The organism is Pseudomonas sp. 2hn (assembly GCF_019646095.1).
Classification (GTDB): domain Bacteria; phylum Pseudomonadota; class Gammaproteobacteria; order Pseudomonadales; family Pseudomonadaceae; genus Aquipseudomonas; species Aquipseudomonas peradeniyensis.
Genome location: NZ_CP081016.1, coordinates 4909811 through 4933956 on the forward strand (window position 1 = coordinate 4909811; position 24146 = coordinate 4933956).

At 66.7% G+C, this 24146-nt stretch carries 17 protein-coding genes and 2 pseudogenes; 12 read left to right on the top strand and 7 right to left on the bottom strand.

All coding sequences use genetic code 11. The annotated features are described in order from the left end of the window. Nucleotides 1-34 precede the first annotated feature (34 nt). Nucleotides 35-1618 carry a PAS domain-containing methyl-accepting chemotaxis protein gene (locus tag K2O50_RS22135; RefSeq protein WP_050703791.1) on the bottom strand — a complete coding sequence of 528 codons (1584 nt, stop codon included), beginning with the start codon at nucleotides 1616-1618 and terminating at the stop codon, nucleotides 35-37. A 222-nt stretch (nucleotides 1619-1840) separates the two neighbouring features. Here K2O50_RS22135 and K2O50_RS22140 point away from each other — a divergent pair. From K2O50_RS22140 to K2O50_RS22170, 7 genes and pseudogenes are all read left to right on the top strand, one after another. Beyond that, a pseudogene (locus tag K2O50_RS22140) lies at nucleotides 1841-2962 on the top strand (efflux RND transporter periplasmic adaptor subunit); the annotation flags it as partial. A gap of 140 nt (nucleotides 2963-3102) precedes the next feature. Continuing rightward, nucleotides 3103-6195 (top strand): multidrug efflux RND transporter permease subunit, encoded by a 3093-nt coding sequence (locus tag K2O50_RS22145; RefSeq protein ID WP_050703790.1) that lies wholly within the window; start codon nucleotides 3103-3105, stop codon nucleotides 6193-6195. A 9-nt stretch (nucleotides 6196-6204) separates the two neighbouring features. Further along, entirely contained in the window at nucleotides 6205-6876 is a 672-nt protein-coding gene (locus K2O50_RS22150; RefSeq protein WP_050703789.1) for a heavy metal response regulator transcription factor, read from the top strand. Between the two features lie 141 nt (nucleotides 6877-7017). Then, nucleotides 7018-8433 carry a heavy metal sensor histidine kinase gene (locus tag K2O50_RS22155; RefSeq protein ID WP_050703788.1) on the top strand — a complete coding sequence of 472 codons (1416 nt, stop codon included), beginning with the start codon at nucleotides 7018-7020 and terminating at the stop codon, nucleotides 8431-8433. Between the two features lie 130 nt (nucleotides 8434-8563). After that, nucleotides 8564-8788: a hypothetical protein gene (locus K2O50_RS22160; protein ID WP_050703787.1), complete on the top strand. Its 225-nt coding sequence runs from the start codon at nucleotides 8564-8566 to the stop codon at nucleotides 8786-8788. 204 nt (nucleotides 8789-8992) lie between these two features. Next, nucleotides 8993-10303, top strand: coding sequence for an OprD family porin (locus K2O50_RS22165; RefSeq protein WP_050703786.1), 1311 nt, complete (start codon nucleotides 8993-8995; stop codon nucleotides 10301-10303). A gap of 212 nt (nucleotides 10304-10515) precedes the next feature. Beyond that, the gene (locus K2O50_RS22170) at nucleotides 10516-12012 is read left to right on the top strand and encodes a diguanylate cyclase (RefSeq protein WP_050703812.1); all 1497 of its coding nucleotides are present in this window, start codon (nucleotides 10516-10518) and stop codon (nucleotides 12010-12012) included. 153 nt (nucleotides 12013-12165) lie between these two features. On the opposite strand, the gene K2O50_RS22175 is transcribed toward K2O50_RS22170, so the two are convergent. Further along, nucleotides 12166-12642 carry a PA2169 family four-helix-bundle protein gene (locus K2O50_RS22175; RefSeq protein WP_050703785.1) on the bottom strand — a complete coding sequence of 159 codons (477 nt, stop codon included), beginning with the start codon at nucleotides 12640-12642 and terminating at the stop codon, nucleotides 12166-12168. 204 nt (nucleotides 12643-12846) lie between these two features. Between K2O50_RS22175 and K2O50_RS22180 the strand changes: the two genes are divergently transcribed. After that, nucleotides 12847-13068, top strand: coding sequence for a DUF3820 family protein (locus K2O50_RS22180; RefSeq protein ID WP_050703784.1), 222 nt, complete (start codon nucleotides 12847-12849; stop codon nucleotides 13066-13068). Nucleotides 13069-13211: 143 nt separating this feature from the next. Here the strand turns inward: K2O50_RS22180 and K2O50_RS22185 are convergent, their stop codons facing one another. From K2O50_RS22185 to ptsP, 3 genes are read right to left on the bottom strand one after another with little or no spacing between them, the layout of a single operon-like run. Further along, entirely contained in the window at nucleotides 13212-14933 is a 1722-nt protein-coding gene (locus K2O50_RS22185) for a PTS fructose-like transporter subunit IIB (protein WP_050703783.1), read from the bottom strand. Further along, nucleotides 14933-15880, bottom strand: a complete 948-nt coding sequence (gene pfkB / locus K2O50_RS22190; RefSeq protein ID WP_050703782.1) for a 1-phosphofructokinase — start codon at nucleotides 15878-15880, stop codon at nucleotides 14933-14935. The genes K2O50_RS22185 and pfkB overlap by 1 nt, the downstream gene beginning before the upstream one ends. Beyond that, entirely contained in the window at nucleotides 15880-18729 is a 2850-nt protein-coding gene (ptsP, locus tag K2O50_RS22195) for a phosphoenolpyruvate--protein phosphotransferase (protein ID WP_050703781.1), read from the bottom strand. Before ptsP ends, pfkB begins: the two co-directional genes overlap by 1 nt. 296 nt (nucleotides 18730-19025) lie before the next feature. Here ptsP and cra point away from each other — a divergent pair, with 296 nt between their 5' ends. The 4 genes from cra to K2O50_RS22215 all read left to right on the top strand — a co-directional run bounded on the left by cra (nucleotide 19026) and on the right by K2O50_RS22215 (nucleotide 22013). Further along, entirely contained in the window at nucleotides 19026-20021 is a 996-nt protein-coding gene (gene cra / locus K2O50_RS22200) for a catabolite repressor/activator (protein ID WP_028689822.1), read from the top strand. 2 nt (nucleotides 20022-20023) lie between these two features. Continuing rightward, entirely contained in the window at nucleotides 20024-20800 is a 777-nt protein-coding gene (locus tag K2O50_RS22205) for a TatD family hydrolase (RefSeq protein ID WP_050703780.1), read from the top strand. A 156-nt stretch (nucleotides 20801-20956) separates the two neighbouring features. Beyond that, nucleotides 20957-21595 carry a DUF6036 family nucleotidyltransferase gene (locus K2O50_RS22210; protein ID WP_050703779.1) on the top strand — a complete coding sequence of 213 codons (639 nt, stop codon included), beginning with the start codon at nucleotides 20957-20959 and terminating at the stop codon, nucleotides 21593-21595. Next, nucleotides 21579-22013 carry a hypothetical protein gene (locus K2O50_RS22215; protein ID WP_082337630.1) on the top strand — a complete coding sequence of 145 codons (435 nt, stop codon included), beginning with the start codon at nucleotides 21579-21581 and terminating at the stop codon, nucleotides 22011-22013. The genes K2O50_RS22210 and K2O50_RS22215 overlap by 17 nt, the downstream gene beginning before the upstream one ends. Before the next feature lie 49 nt (nucleotides 22014-22062). On the opposite strand, the gene K2O50_RS26985 is transcribed toward K2O50_RS22215, so the two are convergent. Continuing rightward, entirely contained in the window at nucleotides 22063-22992 is a 930-nt protein-coding gene (locus tag K2O50_RS26985) for a methyl-accepting chemotaxis protein (RefSeq protein ID WP_409077833.1), read from the bottom strand. Beyond that, nucleotides 22969-24042, bottom strand: a pseudogene (locus tag K2O50_RS26990) (methyl-accepting chemotaxis protein); the annotation flags it as partial. The pseudogene K2O50_RS26990 and the gene K2O50_RS26985, both read right to left, overlap by 24 nt. Between the last annotated feature and the right edge of the window lie 104 nt (nucleotides 24043-24146).

The following is a 24146-nucleotide window of genomic DNA, read 5'->3' on the forward strand; positions in this document are numbered from 1 at the left end:
CCCGCGATAGGGCCGGCACTGACAACTCAGTCAATCACTGACACCGCCGCCAGAACTCATCCGCCAACCGCCGCAGGTCCTTGGCCAGGTCCGCCACGTCACTGGCACTGCTGTGGCTGCGTCGCCCGACGCTGACCGTCGCCTCGCTGGCCTGGCGAATGCTGGTGATGTTGCGGTTGATGTTCTCGCTGACCTGGCTCTGCTGCTCCACCGCCGCGGCGATCTGCAGGCTCATCTCGTTGATCTGGTTGACCCGCACGCTGATGCTGTCCAGCGCGTCGCTGGCCAACTGCGCCTGCTCGACACTTTGCCCGGCATGGGCGCTGCTCTGCTGCATCACCTGCACAGCCGCACGGGCGCCGTCCTGCAGGGCGGCGATCATGCGCTGGATATCGTGGGTGGACTGCGCGGTGCGCTGGGCCAGGCCGCGCACCTCGTCGGCGACCACCGCGAAGCCACGCCCCTGGTCGCCGGCCCGCGCCGCCTCGATGGCGGCGTTGAGCGCCAGCAGGTTGGTCTGCTCGGCGATGCCGCGAATCACATCGAGCACCCCGGAGATCTCGCTGCTGTGGTTCTCCAGCTGATGGATCACCTCGCTGGCCTCGACCAGCGAGCCGGCCAGGTCCTGGATCGCGCAGCGGTTGCGGTCGACCAACTGGTGGCCGGACTGGGTCTCGTCCTCGGCCTGGTCGGCGGCCATCGCCGCCATCTGCGCGCTGCTGGCTACCTGCGCGACGCTGGCGCTCATCTGGTGGATCGCCGTGGCCACCTGGTCGGCTTCGCTCTGCTGCTCCAGGCTGTTGGCGTGACTGCTGTGCAGGGCCTCGACCAGCGAGCCGGAGTGTCCGGCCAGGCGTGACGAAGTATCGCCGATACGCCCGACCACTGCTCCCAGCTGCGCCTTGAGCATGCGCATGGCGAACTCGATCTGCCCCAGGCCGTCACGCCGGCCGGTGTACAACTGCTGGCTCAGCGAATTGTCGGCGATCGCCTGGGCCTGCTGGCGCAGCCGCTCGTAGGGGCGCAACAGCACCAGGATCGCCAGGCTGCTCAAACCTGCCGCCGCGGCCACTTCTGCCAGCGACTCCAGCAGCGGCGCCCCCAGCCACCACTGCCCGGCCCCCAGCACCAACGCCAGCACGGCTCCGACCGCCAGCGACAGACGCGAACCCAGCTCCAGCACCGGCAAGCGCTCGCGCCAGCCACGCCGGCCTTCGCGCAGACGCGCATAGCAGCGCTCGGCCGCCGCGACCTGCTCGGCCCCGGGCTTGGTCCGCACCGACTGGTACTCCAATGCCTGCCCGCCGCTGCTGATCGGCGAGACGAAGGCGCTCACCCAGTAGTGGTCACCGTTCTTGCAGCGGTTCTTCACCAGCCCCATCCACGAACGCCCGGCCTTGAGCGCCTGCCACATCTGGGCGAAGGCCTGGGGCGGCATGTCGGGGTGGCGGACGATGTGATGGGCACTGCCCAGCAGTTCCTCGCGGGAAAACCCGCTGACCCGCAGGAAATCGTCGTTGGCATAGGTGATGCGGCTGTCCAGGTCGGTGGTGGACAGGATGTTGGCGTCGCCGGGGTAATCCACTTCGCGACCGGTAACAGGCATATTGCACTTCATCGGAGGCTCTCGTTGTTGTACGGGAAATCGGCAGGGCGTACGACTGTAGGGGCAAACGTCGGTGCAATATTGATCCACGACAGGGTATTGGCACTTGGCCATCAACCCGCCGAAACTGACAGCCGTGACAGCCAGGCGTCACGCTGCCGACCCGGTCGGCGCGCTATAACCCTGCAATAGCCGAATCTTTTTCCCAGCCCCTTGGCCAAGGTGCCCGCCCCGATGCGACGTCCGTCCCGCTCCCTCGTTCTCGCCGCCCTGGCCCTGGTCCTGCTGGCCGCCGTCGGCACTTGGCTGGGTGTACGCCAAGAGGCCCCGGCCAGCCGCACCGCCAGCGCGATCCCGGTGCGGGTGGTCGCGGTGACCCAGCAGGACGTGCCGCGCTACCTCAGCGCCATCGGCTCGGTACTGTCGCTGCACAGCGTCGAGGTCCGCCCCCAGGTCGAGGGCGTGCTGACCCAGGTGCTGGTCAAGGAAGGCCAGTGGGTCAGCCAGGGCGACCTGCTGGCCACCCTCGACGACCGGGCGATCCGCGCGAACCTGGACCAGGCCCGCGCCCAGCTCGGCCAGACCCAGGCGCAGTTGCAGGTCGGCAACGTCAACCTCAAGCGCTACCAGCTGCTGAGCACCGACGACGGCGTGTCGAAGCAGACCCTCGACCAGCAGCAGGCCCTGGTGAACCAGTTGCAGGCAACCCTCAAGGGCAACCAGGCTGCCATCGACAATGCCGCGGTACAGCTCAGCTACACGCAGATCCGCTCGCCGGTCACCGGCCGCGTCGGCATCCGCAACGTCGACCCCGGCAACCTGGTGCGCACCAGCGACACCCAGAGCCTGTTCAGCGTCACCCAGATCGACCCGATCGCCGTGGAGTTCGCCCTGCCTCAGCAGCAGCTCCCGGTCCTGCAGGGTTTGCTGAAATCGCCCACCGCCGCCGAGGTCGAGGCGTACATGGACGCCGACGGTGAACGCAGCCTGCTCGCCAGGGGCCACCTGATGCTGATCGACAACCAGGTCTCGGCCACCACCGGCACGGTGCGGGTCAAGGCCGAGTTCGACAACAAGGACGGCCGCCTGTGGCCCGGCCAGCTGGTCACCGTGCGCCTGCGCACGGCGGTGGACGAGGACGCCCTGGTGGTGCCGCCACCGGTGGTGCAACGCAGCATCGACGGCCACTTCGTCTACCGCCTGGACGGCGACAAGGTCAGCGCCGTACCGGTCAAGGTGGTGTACCAGGACAGCACGCTGAACGTCATCGCCGGGGTCAAGGACGGGGATTGCCTGGTACTCGATGGGCAGTCGCGGCTCAAGCCGGGGAGCCGCGTGGAACTCAGTGGCGAGTCACAGTGCAAGCAGTCGCAGCGCCTGGCGGATGGCAATCGCGGGGCAAGCCCGCTGCCACGACAACCACAGCAAGGCGTGGGAGCGGGCTTGCCCCGCGATGAGGCCTTCACCGACACCACCAAACCCGAGGCAAGCCAGCCATGAACACCCGCAATGGCGTCTCGGCCTGGTGCATCGATCACCCCATCGCCACCCTGCTGCTGACCTTCGCCCTGGTGCTGCTGGGCGCCATCGCCTTCCCGCGCCTGCCGGTGGCGCCCCTGCCCGAGGCCGACTTCCCGACCATCCAGGTCACCGCCCAGCTGCCCGGCGCCAGCCCGGAAACCATGGCCTCGTCAGTGGCGACGCCCCTGGAGGTACAGTTCAGCGCCATCCCCGGCATGACCCAGATGACCAGCAGCAGCGCCCTGGGCTCGACCAATCTGATCCTGCAGTTCACCCTCGACAAGAACATCGACACCGCCGCCCAGGAAGTCCAGGCGGCGATCAACACCGCCACCGCGCGCCTGCCCCAGGACATGCCCAGCCCGCCGACCTGGCGCAAGGTCAACCCGGCCGACAGCCCGGTGCTGATCCTCACCGTCAGCTCGACGCAGATGCCCGGCAACGAGCTGAGCGACTACGCCGAGACCCTGCTGGCCCGCCAGCTCAGCCAGATCGACGGGGTCGGCCTGATCAACATCACCGGCCAGCTGCGCCCGGCCATCCGCGTGCAGGCCCAGCCCGAGAAGCTCGCCGCCATCGGCCTGACCCTGGCCGATATCCGCCTGGCCATCCAGCAGACCAGCCTCAACCTGGCCAAGGGCGCGTTGTATGGCGAGCACAGCGTGTCGACCCTTGCCGCCAACGACCAGCTGTTCCACCCCGAGGACTACGCCAAACTGATCGTCAGCTACCGTAACGGCGCGCCGGTGCACCTGGCCGATGTGGCCAAGGTGATCGATGGCGCCGAGAACGCCTACGTGAAGGCCTGGTCCGGCGACCGGCCGGGGCTCAACCTGGTGATCTTCCGCCAGCCCGGCGCCAACATCGTCGACACCGTGGACCGGGTGCTCGACGCCCTGCCGCGCCTGCAGGAGATGCTGCCGGCGGCGGTCGAGGTCTCGGTGCTGCAGGACCGCACCCAGACCATCCGCGCCTCGCTGCACGAGGTGGAGCTGACCCTGATGATTGCCGTGGCCCTGGTGATCGGGGTGATGGCGCTGTTCCTGCGCCAGTGGTCGGCGACCTTCATCGTCTCCAGTGTGCTTGGCGTGTCGCTGATCGCCACTTGCGCGCTGATGTACGTGTTCGGTTTCAGCCTCAACAACCTGACCCTGGTGGCCATCGTCATCGCCGTGGGCTTCGTGGTGGATGACGCCATCGTCGTGGTGGAGAACATCCACCGCCACCTGGAGGCCGGAGACGACAGCCGCACCGCCGCGCTCAAGGGCGCCGGCGAGATCGGCTTCACCGTGGTGTCGATCAGCTTCTCGCTGATCGCCGCGTTCATCCCGCTGCTGTTCATGGGCGGCGTGGTCGGCCGGCTGTTCAAGGAGTTCGCCCTGACCGCCACCGCGACCATCCTGATTTCGGTGGTGGTCTCGCTGACCCTGGCACCGACCCTGGCTGCGCTGTGCATGCGCCGCCCACCCGAGGAGCAGCACGGCGGCCTCGGCCAGCGCCTGATGCGCTGGTACGAAAAGGGCCTGGACCGGGCCCTGGCGCACCGGCGCATCACCCTCGGCGTGTTCGGCCTGACCCTGGCGCTGGCGGTGGCCGGCTACGTGGCCATCCCCAAGGGCTTCTTCCCGTTGCAGGACACCGGTTTCATCCTCGGCACCACCGAGGCGGCGGCGGATGTCTCCTACCCGGCGATGATCGAGAAACACCAGGCCCTGGCGAAGATCATCGAGGCCGACCCTGCGGTGCGCGCCTTCTCCCACTCGGTCGGCGTCACCGGCAGCAACCAGACCATCGCCAACGGCCGCTTCTGGATCTCCCTCAAGCCCCGTGGCGAACGCGACGTTTCGGCCAGTGAATGGATCGACCGCATGCGCCCGAAACTGATGCAGATCCCCGGCATCGTCCTCTACCTGCGCGCCGGGCAGGACATCAACCTCAGCTCCGGCCCCTCGCGCACCCAGTACCAGTACGTGCTCAAGAGCAATGACGGGGTGGCGCTGAACCTGTGGACCCAGCGCCTGACCGAGCGCCTGCGCGAGAACCCGGCGTTCCGCGACCTGTCCAACGACCTGCAGCTGGGCGCCAGCGTCACCCGCATCGACATCGACCGCCAGGCCGCGGCGCGCTTCGGCCTGACCACCACCGACGTCGACCAGGCGCTGTACGACGCCTTCGGCCAGCGCCAGATCAGCGAGTTCCAGACCGAGACCAACCAGTACAAGGTGATTCTCGAACTGGACGCCCGCCAGCGCGGCAAGGCCGAGAGCCTCAACTACTTCTACCTGCGCTCGCCGCTGTCCGGCGAGATGGTGCCGCTGTCGGCCCTGGCCCATGTCGCGCCGCCCAGCACCGGTCCCCTGTCGATCAGCCACGACGGCCTGTTCCCGGCGGCCAACCTGTCGTTCAACCTGGCCCCCGGCGTGGCCCTGGGCGACGCGGTGCAGATCCTCGAACGCACCCAGCGCGAGCTGGGCATGCCCGACTCGATCGCCGGCAACTTCCAGGGTGCGGCCCAGGCGTTCCAGAGCTCGCTGTCGAGCCAGCCGTACCTGATCCTCGCCGCGCTGGTGGCGGTGTACATCATCCTCGGCGTGCTCTACGAGAGCTGCGTGCACCCGCTGACCATCATCTCCACCTTGCCCTCGGCGGGCCTGGGCGCGCTGATCCTGCTGTGGCTGATGGGCCAGGACTTCACCATCATGGGCCTGATCGGCGTGGTGCTGCTGATCGGCATCGTCAAGAAGAACGGCATCCTGCTCATCGACTTCGCCCTCGACGCCCAGCGCCACCAGGGCATGACGCCCGAGCAGGCGATCCACCAGGCATGCCTGGTGCGCTTCCGTCCGATCATCATGACCACCCTGGCCGCGCTGCTCGGCGCGGTGCCGCTGATGTTCGGCTTCGGCACCGGCGCCGAACTGCGCCAGCCGCTGGGCATCGCCGTGGTCGGCGGCCTGCTGGTGAGCCAGGCGCTGACGCTGTTCACCACCCCGGTCATATACTTGGCCCTGGAGCGCCTGTTCCACCGCCGCCGGGCCGCTGCCGCCCCCGCGCCGACCGCCAGTTGAGACAAGACCATGCGTGTGCTGATCATCGAAGACGAAGAGAAAACCGCCGACTACCTGCATCGCGGCCTCACCGAGCAAGGCTTCACCGTCGACCTGGCCCGCGACGGCATCGACGGCCTGCACCTGGCCCTGGAAGGCGACTACGCGGTGATCGTGCTCGACGTGATGCTGCCGGGCCTGGATGGCTATGGCGTGTTGCGCGCACTGCGGGCGCGCAAGCAGACGCCGGTGATCATGCTCACCGCCCGTGAGCGAGTCGAGGACCGTATTCATGGCCTGCGCGAAGGCGCCGACGACTACCTGGGCAAGCCGTTCTCGTTCCTCGAACTGGTCGCCCGCCTGCAGGCGCTGACCCGGCGCAGCGCCATTCACGAGCCCTTGCAGATTCAGGTCGCCGACCTGTGGATCGACCTGATGGCGCGCAAGGCCACCCGCGCGGGGGCGCGTCTGGATCTCACCGCCAAGGAGTTCTCGCTGCTCAGCGTGCTGGCCCGGCGCCAGGGCGAGATCCTGTCCAAGACCGCCATCGCCGAGCTGGTCTGGGACATCAACTTCGACAGCGACGCCAATGTCGTCGAGGTGGCCATCAAGCGCCTGCGCGCCAAGCTCGACGGGCCGTTCGACAACAAGCTGCTGCATACCATTCGAGGCATGGGTTATGTCCTGGAGCACCGTGGATAAGCTGCGCGATATCGCGCTCACTACGTACATGGCGTGGGAGCGGGCTTGCCCCGCGATGCAGACGCCGCGGTGGATGGCACCGGCTTGGCCGGTGCTCGCGGGGCAAGCCCGCTCCCACGAACCTCCGACGGGCAATCGGACATGAACCTCTTGCGTGCCAAACCCGGCAACTCCATCGCCCTGCGCCTCTCGGCCCTGTTCACCCTGGTGGCCCTGGCCGTGTTCGTGCTGATCGGCAGCGCCCTGTACCGCCAGGTCGACCGCAGCCTCGACCTGCTGCCAGCCGCCGAACTGGACGCGCGCTTCAGCGTGCTCGAATCCACCCTCAACCGCTACGGCACCCCCGAACACTGGGCCAAGATCAACAACAAGCTCAACCTGCTCAGCGAGGAAGACCGGCGCATCCGCTTCTGGGTGGTGAGCAGCAACCCGGCCTTCGAATACGGCCATCCCACCGAACAGGTGCGCGGCTTCGCCGAGGGCGCGCCGGGCATGCGCGACCTGCGCCTGAGCGACAGCCCCTACCCGTACAAGGTGCTGGTCAGCGAACTGCCGGCGCTGGGTGAGCGCCCGCCGCTGCGCTTTCTGATCGGCATCGACACCGAGACCTTCTGGCAGGCCCAGCACAGCCTGCTGGTGGCCATCGTCGGCCTGGCCGCCTTCGGCGTGCTGCTGGCCTCGCTGCTCGGCTACTGGGTCGCGCGCATCGGCCTCAAGCCCCTGCTGGCGCTGTCGGACGAGGCCCAGGCTCTGGCCCCGCCACGCCTGGACGGCCGCCTGCAGACCCGCGACCTGCCGCCGGAGCTGGCGCAGTTCGCCGGCGCCTTCAACGCCGCCCTCGACCGGGTCAGCCAGGCCTATTCACAGCTTGAAGCCTTCAACGCCGACGTCGCCCACGAACTGCGCTCGCCACTGACCAACCTGATCGGCCAGACCCAGGTCGCCCTGACCCGTGGGCGCAGCGCCGAGCACTACTTCGAGGTGCTGCAATCGAACCTCGAGGAGCTGGAGCGGCTGCGCAGCATCATCAACGACATGCTGTTCCTGGCCAGTGCCGACCAGGGCAGCAAGGCCACCTCGCTGACCAGCGCCTCACTGGCCGAGGAAGTGGCCACCACCCTCGACTACCTCGACTACATCCTCGAGGACGCCCAGGTCAGCGTCAGCGTCAGCGGCGACGCCCAGGCCTGTTTCGAAAAGGCCCAGCTACGCCGGGCGCTGATCAACTTGCTCAACAACGCCGTGCAGCACACCGCGCCGCACCAGGTGATCCAGGTGCGCATCGAGGCGGGCGAGGAACAGGTCAGCATCGCGGTGAGCAACCCGGGGCCGGCAATTGCCGACGAGCACCTGCCGATGCTGTTCGAGCGCTTCTACCGGGTGGATGCGGCCCGCGCTAACAGCGGCGGCGGCAACCACGGACTGGGCCTGGCCATCGTCAAGGCGATCGCCCTGATGCACGGCGGCAGTGTTTTCGTGCACAGCGAAGCCGGGGCCAATACCTTCGGTATCAACTTGCCGAACGCTCAACTACGCGGGTTTGCGGTAAAAGTCTGAGTGTTTTTGCCGCGATCATTACTTTTTGCGCAACAGTGCTTATCTGAACAGCCTCTGTTTCCCCGCTGTTTACAGGACTAACTTTAGCCCTGTCTCCATTAGCACTTGCCCCGCAAGAAGGTTGCATCAAATGTCCAACAGTATGGGTATTGCCAGCGTGTTCGTCCTGTCTTCCCTGTTGTTGTCGCCCCTGGCCATGGCGGAAGAATCCCCGGCCTTCGTCGCCCGTAACGCAGAATTTGCCGCGGTTCACCAGGAGGCTCGCGAAGCCTACGCCGCGCAACAGGCCGATGCGGTAAAAGACGCACGGCAGACCGCTTCCAAAGTCTCTGTCGACACCGATGCCGACAGCTGATCGGCCCCACTCCAGTTTCCAGTTTTCCCTTGGCTACACCATGGGCAGTGCCCGTGACGATATGTTAGCCTTTCAAAGCCGCTGCCTTTCAGCGGCTTTTTTTATGCGTCGAAAATATCAGCCTGGCTGTTACGTCTCTAATAAGAACTTGCAGACACGACAATAAAAAACTGCCCCATCGCTTGACCAAAGGAGTTTGTACCGGTGTCTTTTGCGTTTCGTTTCACCCCGTTGTTCGTTGCATTGGCCGCAACGATGCCCGTGGCCGCACAGGCCGATGAAGACAAGGCTGATGGCTTCATCGAGGGTTCCACGCTGAACCTGCACTTCAGAAATGCCTACTTCAACCGCAACGAGAAGAATGCCTCGATCAAGGATAAGCGCGAGTGGGGCCAGGGCGCCGTGGCGCGCTTCGAGTCCGGCTACACGCCCGGCGTGATCGGCTTCGGCCTCGACGCCCACGCCATGGTCGGCCTGAAGCTGGACGGCGGCGGCGGCCGCGCAGGCACCTCGATCCTGCCGAGCGCGCCGGAAGACAAGGCACGCCACGCCTTCTCCACCGCCGGCGGCGCGATCAAGCTCAAGGGCTTCGACACCGAGTTCAAGGCCGGTGACCTGTTCCTCACCAACCCGGTGATCGCCGGTGGCGAAAGCCGCATGCTGCCGCAGACCTTCCGCGGCGTCGCCGTGACCAACCGCAGCATCGACGGGCTGATGCTCGAAGGCGGCAAGGTCAGCTTCACCAAGCCGTACAACCAGAGCGGCCACCGCCGCATCAACACCTACTACAGCAACCAGACGCGCGAGCAGGACAGCCAGAACCTGAGCTGGGCCGGCGCCTCCTGGAGCGGCACCGAAGGCGTTACCGCCAACGTCTACGCCGCCGAGTTGAAGGACATCTGGAACCAGTACTACGCCGACTTCGACTACACCTACCAGGTCAACGACCTGGTCAGCCTGAACCCGGGCGTGCACTTCTACCACACCCAGGACACCGGCCAGTCGAAGCTGGGCGACATCGACAACAACACCTGGAGCGTGCACTTCACCGTGGCCGCTGGGTACCACAGCGTCACCGCCGCCTACCAGCGGGTCAACGGCGACACGCCGTTCGACTACATCAACCTGGGCGACAGCATCTTCCTCGACAACTCGCGCATGTACTCGGACTTCAACGCGCCGAACGAGCGTTCCTGGAAGCTGCAGTACGACTATGACTTCGCCGGCATCGGCATGCCGGGCCTGAGCACCTCGCTGTCGTACTCGCGCGGCAAGGCCGACCTGACCAAGGCCAGCCAGGACACCCAGTACTACGCCTTCTATAACGCCGACGGCGAGAATGCCCGGCACTGGGAGCGCGACTTCGACGTGAAGTACGTGTTCCAGCAAGGCCAGCTGAAGGACCTGTCGGTGCTGCTGCGCTATGCCACGCACCGGGCCAACGCGGCGTACTCGAACATCCAGGACAATGACGAATTCCGCGTGATCGTGGATTACCCGTTGAACGTGTTCTGATCTGAAACCGATCGCGGGGCAAGCCCGCTCCCACGCCAGGTGGCTTATCAGGCGTGGGAGCGGGCTTGCCCCGCGATGGGCCTACTGAATCATTTCCGTCGGCCAAATCAGCTTTGATCTTGTCCGACAATCCCGCCTTGCCTAAAATACTGCCGCCGCTTTCCGGCCCACTCCCCATGGATCCCGGGGCTTATGCAGTTGCGAGCATGACGTTGCCCACCCGATCACCACGATCCGCCCTGTACAAGTCGCACCCCGAGCTGGTCCTCAACCTGGGCAGCTGCCTTGCCGTGCTCGCCATCGTGGCCATCGTCAGCTACCTGCTGGCCCGCGAGCGCGACAGCGTCGAGCAATCGGAAATGCGCTCTTCGAGCAACATCGTGCAGTTGATCGAAAGCGATATCCTGCGCAACGTCGAACTCTACGACCAGTCGCTCAAGGGCCTGATCTGGGCCGTGCAGCACCCTGAGCTGCTCAACGTGCCCGCCAAGCTGCGCCAGCAGATCCTCTTCAACCAGGCCTTCTCCGCCCCGGTGCGCGGCGACATCCTCTGGCTCGACGCCAAGGGCGACGTGCTTGGCGACTCCACCAGCGCAGTGCCGCGCCAGGCCAACTTCGCCGACACCGTGGCCTTCCAGGCCCACCGCGACCGCCCGGGCCTGGGCCTGCTGATCAGCCCGCCGTTCAAGGCGCGGCTGGGCGACCTGGACTGGTGCATCAGCTTCAGCCGCCGCATCTCCGGCGCCAACGGCGAATTCCAGGGCCTGGCCGCCGGGGCCCTGCGCCTGTCCTACTTCAACGAACTGTTCCAGCGCCTGGACATCGGCGTGGACAGCAGCATCAACCTGCTCAACACCGACGGCCAACTGCTGGCGCGCCAGCCGACCCGGCCGCAGGACCCGATGATCGGCACCAGTTTCAGCGAGCGCCCCAACTTCAAGCGCATCCTCGAGGAGCGCAGCGGCAGCTTCACCGCCCGCTCGACGGCCTACGAGGGCCAGCGCCTCTATACCTTCGCCCGGGTCGCCGACCTGCCGCTGATCGTGCTGGTGGCGCACTCGGCCGACGAGGTGTTCCAGTCGTGGCGCCGCACCGCGATCGTGGTCAGCGTGGCCACCGGCGTGCTGTGCATCGGCATCCTCTGGCTGACCCTGCTGCTGGGCCGTGAATTGCGCCGCCGCCACGATGCCGAGCAAGGCCTGGCCACGCTTGCCGCCACCGACAGCCTCACGGGCCTTGCCAACCGCCGCCGCCTGGACCAGGTGTTGCGCCAGGAATGGGCACGCGCCCAGCGCAACCGCAAGCCGCTGGCGGTACTGATGGTGGATGTGGACCACTTCAAGGCGTTCAACCAACGCCATGGCCATGCCGGCGGCGATCATGTGCTGCGTGAGGTGGCCACGACCCTGGAGCTGTGCATCCGGCGCCCGGCTGACCTGGCGGCGCGCTATGGCGGGGAGGAGTTCCAGGTGGTGCTGCCGGAGACTGAACTGACCGGCGCCCGGCTGCTGGCCGAGCGCATTCGCGCCAGCGTCGAGGCGATGCCGCCGTTTGGCGATGATGAGCGGTCGGTGACGGTCAGCGTGGGGATCGGCCTGCATGTACCGGGCACCGCGCAGGATCTGTCGGCGCTGTTGGCCGATGCGGACGAGGCGTTGTACCGCGCCAAGGCCAATGGCAGGAATCGGGTGGAAGGGCCTCAGGCCTGAATGTAATTCTTTGATCCAACTGGGTTAGCGTGGGAGCGGGCTCGCCCCGCGATCACTGGCGAAGCCGGTGCCATACACTGCATCGCGGGGCAAGCCCGCTCCCACGATGTTCGAGGCAAATCAGAAAAGGGCCGCAGAGCGGCCCCAAAGATCTCAAGACCGGGCGCGAGCCGCGTTGCGCAGCGCTTTCACCTGGTCATGATTGCGCTGCACTCCCTGCAGCTGCTTCTCCACCAGCGTATAGCTCTGGTCATTGGCCGAGCGCCCCAGCTTGACCAGCTTCTCACGGGCCTCTTTGTAGGCCTTGAGCGCATGGTCTTCACCGCGCTCCACCTCGTTGAGCACCGCCTCTTCATCCTTGCCGGTGACCATCGACTTGAGGTTGACCCAACCACGGTGCAGGTCGCCACTGATACTGGTGCTGGTTTCCGGATCGCCACCCAGCCGGCGCACTTCGCTCTGCAGCTCGGCCGCGGCACTGGCGCACTCGCTGGCGCGCTGCACGAAGAAAGCTTTGAGCTGGGGATTCTTCACATCCTCGGCAGAGGTCTTGAAGCCTTTCTCACCATCCTTGCTGTACTCGATCAGGTCGTTGAGTACGTCGATCGTGTCTTTGTTGGGATTGCTCATGGCAACAAACTCCTTGGCAGGTGATAGTCACCTTTACCGGAGCAAGCTTCGTGCCAGGCCAATGAATATAAATTTACTTATTAAAATCAATAACTTGTAATTAAATAAACAAAGTCTTGGAATGGCGTTCTGCATGATCGCCGCTTGGGTCGTCGTGCAGTTTGCAGTATGGTCGGCGCTTCACCTGCCACAGGCCGATGCCCGATGAAACCCGAATCCCTGCAACTGCTGGTCACCCGCACCATGCCCTTCGGCAAGTACCAGGGGCGGATCATCGCCGACCTGCCTGGCGATTACCTGGCATGGTTTGCCCGCAAGGGCTTCCCGCCCGGAGAGCTGGGTGGGTTGCTGGCGTTGATGCATGAGATCGACCACAACGGGCTGGGCGATCTGTTGAAGCCATTGCGGGGCAAGCCCCGGGGGTGACGGCACCTCTGTAGGAGCGGCCTTGTGCCGCGAAAGGGCTGCAAAGCAGCCCCATTCACTGTGTATGACTCTGAAATCCTGGGGCCGCTCCGCGCCCCTTTCGCGGCACAAGGCCGCTCCTACAGGGATTGCGCCGGGCCTGGCTAGCCCTTGGCCGGCGCCACCACCATCTCCACCTGTTCGCTCTTCTTGATCACGGCATACACCACTGCCGTCAGCAGGCTGCCGGCCACGATCGCCAGCAGGTACAGCAGCGCATGGTTGATCGCATTGGGGATCAGCAGCACGAACAGCCCGCCATGGGGCGCCATCAGCTTGCAGCCGAAGTACATCGACAAGGCCCCGGTCAACGCGCCACCGGCGATGCTCGCCGGGATCACCCGCAACGGGTCCTTGGCGGCGAACGGGATCGCCCCTTCGGAGATGAAGCACAGCCCCAGCGCCAGCGCGGCCTTGCCGGCCTCGCGCTCGCTCTGGGCGAACTTGCGCCGGGCCAGGAAGGTGGCGATGCCCAGGCCTATCGGCGGCACCATGCCGGCGGCCATGGTCGCGGCCATCGGCGCATAGCTCGACGACGCCAGCAGCCCCACCGAGAACGCATAGGCGGCCTTGTTGATCGGGCCGCCCAAGTCCACGCACATCATGCCGCCGAGCAGCAGCCCGAGCAGGATGGCGTTGGTAGTGCCCATGCTGTCGAGGAAGTGGGTCAGCCCTTCGAGCATGGCGGCCACGGGCTGGCCGACCACATAGATCATCACCAGGCCAGTGAACAGGCTGGCCAGCAGCGGGATGATGAGGATCGGCTTGAGCGCGTCGAGGCTGCTGGGCAGGCGCACCCAGCGGGCGATGGCCTTGGCGCTGTAGCCGGCCAGGAAGCCGGCGACGATACCACCAATGAAGCCCGCCCCCAGCGTGCTCGCCAGCAAGCCACCGATCATCCCGGGCGCCAGCCCCGGACGGTCGGCGATGGACCAGGCGATGTAGCCGGCGAGCAGCGGCACCATCAGCTTGAACGCCGCCTCTCCGCCGATCTGCATCAGCGCGGCGGGTAGCGTGCCGGCCTCCTTGTAGGCCTCGATGCCGAACACGAACGACAAGGCAATCAGCAAGCCGCCGGCCACCACCATCGGCAGCATGAACGACACCCCGGTCAGCAGGTGCTTGTAGACGCCGGCCTTCTCGGCCTGCTGCACCGCGCCAGGCGCATCCCCCGCAGCCTCCACCTTGCCCTCGGCCAGTGCCCTGTCCAGCGTGGCACGGGCCTGTTTGAGGGCGATGCCGGTACCGCAGCGGTAGATGCGCTTGCCGGCGAAACGCGCAGCCGGCACTTCGATATCGGCGGCCAGCAGCACCACGTCGGCCTCGGCGATGGCCTCGGCCGGCAGCGGATTGCGCGCCCCGACCGAACCCTGGGTCTCCACGGTGAGCTGGTAGCCCATGGCCTGCGCTGCCTGTTGCAGCGCTTCGGCGGCCATGAAGGTGTGGGCCACGCCGGTCGGGCAGGCGGTCACCGCGACGATTTTCGGCGCGCTGCCCTGCGGTGCTGGTGACGACTCGTGTACCCGAGCCCCTGCGGCCGCTACGTCAAGAAACTCCTCACGATCTGCCAGTGCCTGGGCCGGCGTGCTCTGGTACAGGCGCTTGCCCGCGAAGCGCGCCAGGTCCACCGGCCCGGTGCTGACCACCAGCACCCAGTCGGCCTCGGCAATCTGCGCCGTGGTCAGGCGACGCTCGGGGTGCTCGGCATCCTGCACCTCGACACTGGTGCTCCAGCCCCGACGCTGGGCCGCGGCGGCCAACAGGCGGGCGCTGAGCACGCTGGACACCTGCCCGTTGGGGCAGGCGGTGACAATGGCAATGTTCATCAGCAGCCCTCTTCTTGTTGTTCTGCCAGGTGCACGGCGGCTTCCAGGCGGGCCAGTTGCTCGCGGTCCTGGATGCCGAAGCCGACCTGGGTGACCGCCTGGGCGGCGATGGCGGTGGCACGGCGCAAGGTGGCGGCGGGCGCCTCGGCCTGGAGCAGGCCATGGACCATGCCTGCGACCAGCGAATCACCGGCGCCGACGGTGCTGGCGATGCGCACCTTCGACGGTTGCGCATGCAGCGCCAGACCGGCGGCGAACCAGGTCACGCCCTGCTCGCCCTGGGACACCACCACATGCTCGACGCCGCTGGCCAGCAAGCGCTGCGCGGCGGCGCGCTGGCCGGCCGGGTCAAGCACGGGCTGTCCGAGCACCTCGCCCAGTTCCTCGGTATTGGGCTTGACCAGCCAGGGCGCGGCCTCGAGACCGGCGCGCAAGGCTTCGCCGCTGCTGTCCAGGGCCACCTTCAGGCCCTGCGACTTGAGCATCAGCAGCAGCTCGCGCAGCCACTCGGGGCTGATCCCTCGCGGCAGGCTGCCGGCCACCACCACGGCATCATGCCCCGGCGCCACCTCGGCCAGGCGGCGCAGCAAGGCATCGCGGGCGGCCTCGTCGACTTCAGGTCCCGGTCCGTTGATATCAGTGACCTGGCCATCGGCCTCGACCAGCTTGATGTTGCTGCGGGTCTCGCCGGGCACGCGGACGAAGCAATCGGCGAACCCACGCCAGGCGATCAGCGCCTCGAACGGCGCCAGGTTGTCGAGCCCGAGAAAACCGCCGACGGTCACGCTGTGGCCCAGGTCGGCCAGCACCTGGGCGACGTTCAGCCCCTTGCCGGCGGCATGGCTGTGCTGGGCCTGGCTGCGGTTGACCGCGCCGGGGTGCAGGCGATCGAGGCTGATGGTGATATCCAGCGCCGGGTTGAGGGTGAGGGTGAGGATCTTGGCCATCAGTAACGCTCCACCAGCGCCCGGACTGCCTCGGCGCTGTCTTGTTGCAGGGCCTCGCGCGCCAGGGCGCGGGCCGTCGAAAGGTCGGCCTGGCGCACCAGTGCCTTGACTTCAGGGATGCTGCGGGCGGCGACGCTCAGTTCGTCCACGTCCAGGCCCAGCAGCACGGCGACGGCCTGCGGATCGGCCGCCAGTTCGCCGCACACGCCCACCCACTTGCCCTGGGCATGGGCGGCGCGCACGGTCATGTCGATCAGGTTGAGCACCGCCGGGTGCAGGCCATCGGCCTGGGCCGAGAGGCTCGGGTGGCCACGGTCGATGGCCAGGGTGTACTGGGTCAGGTCGTTGGTGCCGATGCTGAAGAAGTCCACCTCGCGGGCCAGCTGCGGCGCCAGCAACGCGGCCGACGGTACCTCGACCATGATGCCCACCTGCAGGTCGGCCACCGGAATTTCCTGGCGCAGGCGCTCGACCATGGCCTTGGCGGCGCGCCATTCATGGAGCTGGCCGACCATGGGGAACATGATGCGCAGCGGGCGATCGTCCGCTGCGCGCAGCAGGGCCCGCAGCTGGTCTTCCATCACCTGCGGGCGTTGCAGGGTCAGACGCACGCCGCGCACGCCGAGGAACGGGTTTTCTTCAGCGGCGATCGGCCAGTACGGCAAGGGCTTGTCGCCGCCCACATCAAGGGTACGCACCACCAGCGGGCGCCCGCCCAGGCCGTCGAGCACCCGGCGGTACTCGGCCTCCTGGGTGGCCACATCGGGCAGTTGCGGGTGGGCCATGAAAATCAGCTCGGTGCGCAGCAGGCCGACGCCTTCGGCGCCCTGCTCCACTACCTTGTCGATGCCACTGCTTTCGCCGATGTTGGCGAACACTTCGATGGCATGGCCGTCGCGGGTCTGCGCCGGCTCATGGCGATTGGCCCAGGCGATCTGCAGGCGCCGCTCACGGGCATCGCGCTCGGCCAGCGCCCGTTGCAAGCGGGCCTCGGGCGGCGCGACCTCGACCTGCCCGCGCTGGCCATCGAGCAACAAAGGCGTGCCGCTCTCCAGCAGCAGCACTGCCGCCCCGGCACCGACCACCGCCGGGATGCCCAGGGCCCGTGCGACGATGGCGCTGTGGGCCGTGGCGCCGCCCTGGGCGGTGACGATGCCGGCGACCCGCGCCGGGTCCAGGCGCGCCACATCGGACGGGCCCACCTCGGCCATCACCAGCACGTAGGGCTGCTCGGGCTCGACCAGCGCCTGCACGCCACACAACTGGGCCAGCACACGGCGACCGATATCCCGCAGGTCGGCGGCGCGCTCGGCCAGCAGTGCATCGTGCAGCGCTTCCTGCTGGCGGGCGGCGCTCTCGATCACCGCCATCCACGCGGCGGCGGCGCTCTCGCCCTGGGCCAGGCGCAGCTCGACGTCGTCGGTCAGGGCCGGATCGGCGAGCATTTCCTGGTGAGTGACGAAGATTTCGCCGATGGCCTTGTCGCTGCGTTGCACCAGGGCCTGCAGGTCGGCGTGCACCTTGTCGATGGCCGCTCGCAACCTGGCGCGCTCCTGGCCGGGCGACTGGCCGCGCAGCGGGTAGTCGATCTCGCGTTCGACGCACACATGGGCCGGGCCGCTGGCGATGCCCGGCGCGGCCGCGACACCCTGCAGGGTGCTGCCGGGCGCCGGGGCCTGGTGGGTTTCGACCTGCGGCTGCTCCACTGCTGCCGTTTGCGGCAAGGGCTCGACCTCCTCGCCCAGCCCCTGCTCGATGGCGGCCAGCAGCACCGGCAAGGCATCGGCGGCAACGCCCGGTTCGGCGATCAGTTCCAGCACCTGGCCACGGCGAGCGCCCAGGCTCAGCAGCTTGCTCAGGCTCTTCACCGAGACGGCGGGCTGGGCGCTGTCTTGCAGGCGGATGCGGATCTCGCCCTCGAAGCCCTTGGCCAACTGCGCCAGCACCTTGGCCGGACGCGCATGCAGGCCATGGGCGTTGGCCAGCATCACCCGGACACTGGGCCAGTCGGCGGGCGCCTCGCCGCCAAGCACTTCGAGCACGGCGCGGCTGCTGGTGGCCTGGTAGAGCATCTGCCCACGGCCCTCGATCAGCACCTCGCACAGGCGCTCGAGCAAGGCCTGGTGGGCGGCGCCGAGGCTGGCCAGGCAGAACAGGCCATTGAGCGGCTGGTCGCGGTAGCGCAGTGGCTGCTGTGGGGTGACGAAGGCCAGGCCCGGCTGGCGCACCTCGCGCTCACTGTGCAGCCACCACAGGCCTTCGCCCAGCGGCAGCGGCTCGGTCTGCTGCAGCACGGCGGCAAAGCCGCTGTCGGCACAGCCGCCGCGTTGCAGCAGCCGAGCGCCGCGCCAGGCCAGTTCATCGAAGTCTTCCGCAGCCAGGTTGAGGCCGACCAGCTGGGCATCCAGCGCCAGCTCGCGCGGCGCGCCCTGCAGCAGCTTGAGCAGCGCCTCGGCGCTGCCGGCGCGACGCAGCGCCTCGGCCAGGTCGGTTTCGCCCAGGGCGCGGGTCAGCAGTTGCAGCAGGCGCAGGTGTTCGTCGGAGCGGGCGGCGATGCCGATGGCCAGGTAGACGATCTGCCCGTCGCCCCAGTCCACGCCGTCGGGGAACTGCAGCAGGCGCACACCGGTGGCGTGCACCAGCTCGCGGGTCTGCGGCGTGCCGTGGGGGATGGCGATGCCCTGGCCGAGGAAGGTCGAGCCCTGCGCCTCCCGGGCCTGCAGCCCTGCCAGGTAGCCCTCGGCGACCAGGCCATCGGCAACCAGTCGTTCGGCCAGCAACGCCAGTGCCTCGCCCTTGTCGGCGGCACGCTGGCCCATGGCAATCTGCTCCACGGCAAGCTCGAGCATGACCCTCTCCTTTTGCGGCAGCCCCGTCGGCTACCGAGGTATTGTTGTGGAATTCGACGGCAAAAGCCGCCAAAACGATCAGCGCAACGGGCGAATGCGCATTTCCAGGCAGGAAATTTCGTTTTGCTGAAACGTTTAATCTGACCAAGTGGCCACGTTACTCGATAATCTGCCAACGAAAAAGCCCCATCCTGTCGGACAATTGCGACAATGGTCGTCTGCGCGCGGGTCCGTGGATGGGTGAAACTAGCCGGTCCAGCCCCGTGGCCAGTCCCGGAAACAATAAGGAAAATTCGGTGAAACTCAGCGATATCGCCCGTCTGGCCGGTGTGTCCGTGACCACCGCCAGCTACGTCATCAATGGCAAGGCCGAACAGCAGCGCATCAGCAACAGCACCGTCGAGCGCGTGCGTGCGGTGGTCGAGGCCCACGGCTTCACGCCCAACCCCCAGGCCGCCGGCCTGCGCAGCCGCCACACGCGCACCCTGGGCTTCATTCTCCCGGATCTGGAGAACCCCAGCTACGCCCGCATCGCCAAGCAACTGGAGCAAGGCGCCCGTGCCCGTGGCTACCAGCTGCTGATCGCCAGCAGCGACGACCAGCCCGACAGCGAACGCCAGTTGCAGCAGCTGTTCCGCGCCCGACGCTGCGATGCGCTGTTCGTCGCCAGCTGCCTGCCGCCGGAGGACGACAGCTACCGCGAGCTGCAGGCCAAGGGTCTGCCGGTGATCGCCATCGACCGACGCCTGGACCCGGCGCATTTCTGCTCGGTGATCAGCGACGATCGTGACGCCAGCCGCCAGCTGGCTCAAAGCCTGCTGAAAACCCGCCCACGCAGCATCGCCCTGATCGGCGCCCGCCCCGAGCTGTCGGTGAGCCAAGCCCGCGCCGGTGGCTTCGACGAGGCCCTGCAAGGCTTCGACGGCGACGTGCGGCGCTACCAGGGCGAGGCCTTCAGCCGTGAATGCGGCCAGCGCCTGATGCAGCAACTGATCGATGAACTGGGCGGTCTGCCGGATGCCCTGGTGACCACCTCCTACGTGCTGCTGCAGGGCGTGTTCGACACGCTCCAGGCGCGCCCGGAGGATTCGCGCGAGCTGCAACTGGGCACCTTCGGCGACAACCAGTTGCTCGATTTCCTGCCGCTGCCGGTCAACGCCATGGCCCAGCAGCACGGCCTGATCGCCGCCACCGCATTGGAACTGGCCCTGGCCGCCATCGAGGACAAGCGCTACGAGCCCGGTGTGCACGCCATTGGCCGTACCTTCAAGCAACGGATCGCCAAGGCCTGAACATGCGCCTGATCGACACCCACACCCACCTCGACTTCCCCGATTTCGACGCCGACCGCCCGCGCCTGCTGGCCAACGCGGCGGCGCGCGGGGTGGAGCGCATGGTGGTGCTGGGGGTGCACCAGGACAATTTCCAGCGGGTCTGGGACCTGGCCTGCGCCAACGAAGGCGTGTACGCGGCGCTGGGGCTGCACCCGATCTACCTCGAGCAGCACCGCCCTGAACACCTGGTGCAGCTGCGCGACTGGCTGGAACGCCTGCGCGGCGATCCGCGGCTGTGCGCGGTGGGTGAGTTCGGCCTGGACTTCTACCTGCCCGAGCTGGACCCAACGCGCCAGCAGGCGTTGTTCGAGGCCCAGCTGCAACTGGCCTGCGACTTCGAGCTGCCGTCGCTGTTGCACGTACGCCGCAGCCACGCCCAGGTGATCGCCACGCTCAAGCGCTACAAGCCGGCGCGGGCGGGGATCATCCATGCCTTTGCCGGCAGCTACGAGGAGGCGCGGGAGTACATCAAGCTCGGCTTCAAGCTGGGACTCGGCGGCGCCGGCACCTGGCCCCAGGCATTGCGCCTGCGCAAGACCCTGCCACGGCTGCCACTGGACAGCGTGGTGCTGGAGACCGACGCGCCGGACATGGCGCCGGCGATGTTCCCAGGGCAGCGCAACAGTCCGGAATATTTACCAGAAATTGCACAGGCCCTGGCTGAAGTTATCGGCGTTGATGTCGAGCAATTGGCCGAGGCCAGCAGCCACAACGCCTGCGCACTATTTGGCTGGTAACCACCGCTGTTCAAGCCTGCCCGTTGGCAACATCCAGAAGCCACTCTCCTGTTTCCGGTACCTCGGCCTACCCAATAGATTGATGCATTAAATGCGCTTGAGTGCACATCGCTCAGGCAAGGCTTTGTGCTGATCAACAGGAAACCAAAGTTGCCAATGGACAGCCTGGATTTGATGCCTCCACGCCCGAACACCCACAGCGATCTGGGACAAGCCCTGATTTCCATGTTCAAGTCAGTAGAGGCGGAACTGGCACAAGAGCAAGCCGGGCCAGGCGCATTGAAAATCATCATCTTCGGTGGGTGTGCCGTCCATCTCTACACCCATCATCGCGTGTCCATGGATGTCGATGGCGAATGTTACGAGACCAGCCTTGCCGAGCACTTCGACCTGCAAGCTCTGCTTGCCGAGGTGCCCCAGGCTTTCTTCGACGTCCAGTCCGGACGAGTGCTGGAACTGCACTACGACCTGCATTACACCACCACTTTCGGGCCGATCCACGAAGACTACCTGGATCGCAGCCTGCCATTGGCAGAGTTCCCGGAAACCTCCCCCTTGCATGTTCGTATCGCAGCTCCGGTCGACATCGCCATATCAAAGCTGGCCAGGGCGACCGAACAGGACCTGAGCGACATTCACGCGCTATTGCGGTCTGGCCTGATCCTGACCACTGAGCTACGGCGGCTGGCACTGGAGGCAATCGATGTGTATGTTGGTTCCAAGGAGCCACCGACTACCGTATTGACCCATCTCTTGCGAGACTTCCTGGAGCCCGAAGATGGCGAAGCGTCTTGACGACAACCTCTTTACATCCGCCCTGAACAAGCTTGCCAGGTTCCCTCTGAGTCAAGCGGATGATTCGACCCTTGTCCGTGTGGCACAGGCTGTCTGGTATTCGGATGTCGACCTGGTCGGCGCTGCCCGAGTATTTCTTAGCCGCCACCCCGATGAGCTTCAGGTCCGTCGAGTGGGTTACTTGCTGGAAAAGCTGACGCGTTTTTCCTGTGCGTCAGTTCACCGAGTCATGGATACCCGCCATGCACTTGAGCTGTTTCCTTATGCCATGCCAATTGCCCAGCCACAGAGTGCTGTACGCAAGCGCCGTGATGAATTGGCAGCATCCTGGGGACTTGATGAAGGGCTCGGTTTGAAAGCGCAAGCCCTGCTGCCTTACCAGACCCGTCATTACGAAGCCCGCCAATCCTCCCCCTGAGACACCCCAAACGAAAAACCGACTTGCGTCGGTTTTTCAATGCCACTGCTTAGACCCGAAACGCCCCGATCAACCGCTTGAGCTCCACCACCTGCGCCGACAACGCCCGGCTGGCGTCTTCGGTCTGGCAGGCGCCCTCGGTGGTGTCCTGTGCCGCGCGGTTGATCGCAACGATGTTCTGGTCGATGTCGTGGGCTACGGCGGTCTGCTGCTCGACGGCGGCGGCGATCTGCTGGTTCTGCTCGACGATCCCGCCCACCGCGCCGAGGATATTGCCCAGGGCCTGTTGCACCTGACGCGCCTCGTCCACGGTGCCGGCAGCCATCTGGTGGCTGCTGCCCATCACCCGCACCGCCGCGCCCACGCCATCCTGCAGGCGCTGGATCATCTGCGCAATCTCTTCGGTGGAGTCCTGGGTGCGCCTGGCCAAGGTCCGCACTTCGTCGGCGACCACGGCGAAGCCCCTGCCCTGCTCGCCGGCCCGGGCTGCCTCGATGGCGGCGTTGAGGGCCAGCAGGTTGGTCTGCTCAGCGATGCTGCGGATCACTTCCAGCACCCGGCCGATGGCCTGGCTGTCGCCCGCCAGCTGGTTCACCGCCGCCACGCTCTGGTCGATCTCGCCGGCCAGGCGGGCGATGCTGCCCTGCTGGCTTTCCACCAGGTCGCGGCCCGAAGCGCTCTCGTGGTTGACCCGTTGCGCGCCTTCGGCGGCCAGGGCGGCGCTGCGGGCGACCTCCTGCGCGGTGGCGCTCATCTGGTTCATCGCCGTGGCCACCTGCTCGATCTGCTCGCGCTGGCCACTGACCGCCTGGTTGCTGCGGCTCGACACCGACAGCACCTGCCCGGCCTGTTCCTCGACCGTGGTCACGGTCTTGCCGACCTGCTCGATCAACCCGCGGATACGCCGCACCGTCTCGTTGAAGCCACGCCCCAACTCGCCGAGCTCGTCCTGGCTGTTGGCCTTGAAGCTGATGGTCATGTCGCCGGCGGCGACCTTGTCCATGGCGTTGCCCAGGTTGCCGAGGGTTTCCCGGGTGGAGACGTAGAAGCCACCGTAGAGGTAGACGATCAGCGCGAACACCGTGGCCAGGGCCGCGACCAGCGCGATCGTGCGCAGGCGGTGCTCGCCCAGGCGCTCTTCCAGTTGGCCGTGCAGGTGGGCGAGGACGGCGTCGTTGAAGCGGTAGGTTTGCGCCATCAGGTCGCTGGTCTGCTGGTAGAAACCTGCCCAAGGCGCATCCAGGGTCTCGGCTACCACCACCTGGTCCTCGAACAGGGTCGCGGCCTGCTTGACCGTGGCCTGGCTGGCCTGGGCGTCGCTGTTCAGCGCGGCCTTGAGCCCGGCATCGCTGGCCAGGACGTCATCCAGGCGGATGGCATAGTCGGCGGACAGCCGCTCCAGACGCTGCAGCAAGTCTTCGAAGCGCGCGCTGCCCGAGGAATCCATGAAGCCGCGGCCGAGGGCCACCGCGCCCATCGCCCGGCCCTCGCCCAGGGCCTGGGTGACCTGCGCCGTGGCGTTGCCGACCAGCTCGCTCAGCTGACGCACCGAGGCCTGGCTGTCCTGGTTCAAGCCCGACTGGCTGGCGACCAGCTTGCCCAGCACCTGGGCCTGGGCCAGCAGCTTGTCGAACAGCGCCGCCTTGTTCTGCAGCGAGCTTTCCTCACGGGCGCGGGCAAAGGCCTCGGCCAGCTCGACACGCTTGGCCTCGAGCGCCGGATCATTGCCCTTGAGGCCGTCGAGCCGGGCCTGGACCTTGTCCTGCAGACCGGCGATGCGGCTTTCCACATCGCCGGCCTGACCCGATTGGCCTAATACGGCGTTGATCTGCAGCAGGTTGCCCAGGGTCTCCAGGTCCCCGCGCAGGGCCAGGCTCTCGGACAGCGGCGCCAGCCCCTGGAGTTCGCCGCGGGTGGCCTGCAGCTGGTTGTAGGCGTCGCGGACCAGGTAAAAGCTGGTGACCAGCATGGGCAGGAAGAACAGGACGCTGATCAGGCTGAACTTCATGCCGAAGCTCAGCCGGTTCATCAGTGCGATGGCCGGATAGAGCAGACGCTTCACAGGTCACCTCCTTGAATTCTTGTTGTTCTGCGGGGTAGCACAAGGCCATCTAGGGCCAGTGGCTTTGTATA

Bases quoted from the DNA above. Each gene is read 5' to 3' on its own strand.
- K2O50_RS22155 (WP_050703788.1), top strand. From the start codon at position 7,018: ATGAACCTCTTGCGTGCCAAACCCGGCAACTCCATCGCCCTGCGCCTC.
- K2O50_RS22185 (WP_050703783.1), bottom strand. From the start codon at position 14,933: ATGAACATTGCCATTGTCACCGCCTGCCCCAACGGGCAGGTGTCCAGC.
- K2O50_RS22150 (WP_050703789.1), top strand. From the start codon at position 6,205: ATGCGTGTGCTGATCATCGAAGACGAAGAGAAAACCGCCGACTACCTG.
- K2O50_RS26985 (WP_409077833.1), bottom strand. From the start codon at position 22,992: ATGACCATCAGCTTCAAGGCCAACAGCCAGGACGAGCTCGGCGAGTTG.
- K2O50_RS22135 (WP_050703791.1), bottom strand. From the start codon at position 1,618: ATGAAGTGCAATATGCCTGTTACCGGTCGCGAAGTGGATTACCCCGGC.
- K2O50_RS22175 (WP_050703785.1), bottom strand. From the start codon at position 12,642: ATGAGCAATCCCAACAAAGACACGATCGACGTACTCAACGACCTGATC.
- K2O50_RS22180 (WP_050703784.1), top strand. From the start codon at position 12,847: ATGAAACCCGAATCCCTGCAACTGCTGGTCACCCGCACCATGCCCTTC.
- pfkB (WP_050703782.1), bottom strand. From the start codon at position 15,880: ATGGCCAAGATCCTCACCCTCACCCTCAACCCGGCGCTGGATATCACC.
- K2O50_RS22215 (WP_082337630.1), top strand. From the start codon at position 21,579: ATGGCGAAGCGTCTTGACGACAACCTCTTTACATCCGCCCTGAACAAG.
- K2O50_RS22205 (WP_050703780.1), top strand. From the start codon at position 20,024: ATGCGCCTGATCGACACCCACACCCACCTCGACTTCCCCGATTTCGAC.
- K2O50_RS22210 (WP_050703779.1), top strand. From the start codon at position 20,957: ATGGACAGCCTGGATTTGATGCCTCCACGCCCGAACACCCACAGCGAT.
- K2O50_RS22145 (WP_050703790.1), top strand. From the start codon at position 3,103: ATGAACACCCGCAATGGCGTCTCGGCCTGGTGCATCGATCACCCCATC.
- ptsP (WP_050703781.1), bottom strand. From the start codon at position 18,729: ATGCTCGAGCTTGCCGTGGAGCAGATTGCCATGGGCCAGCGTGCCGCC.
- K2O50_RS22160 (WP_050703787.1), top strand. From the start codon at position 8,564: ATGTCCAACAGTATGGGTATTGCCAGCGTGTTCGTCCTGTCTTCCCTG.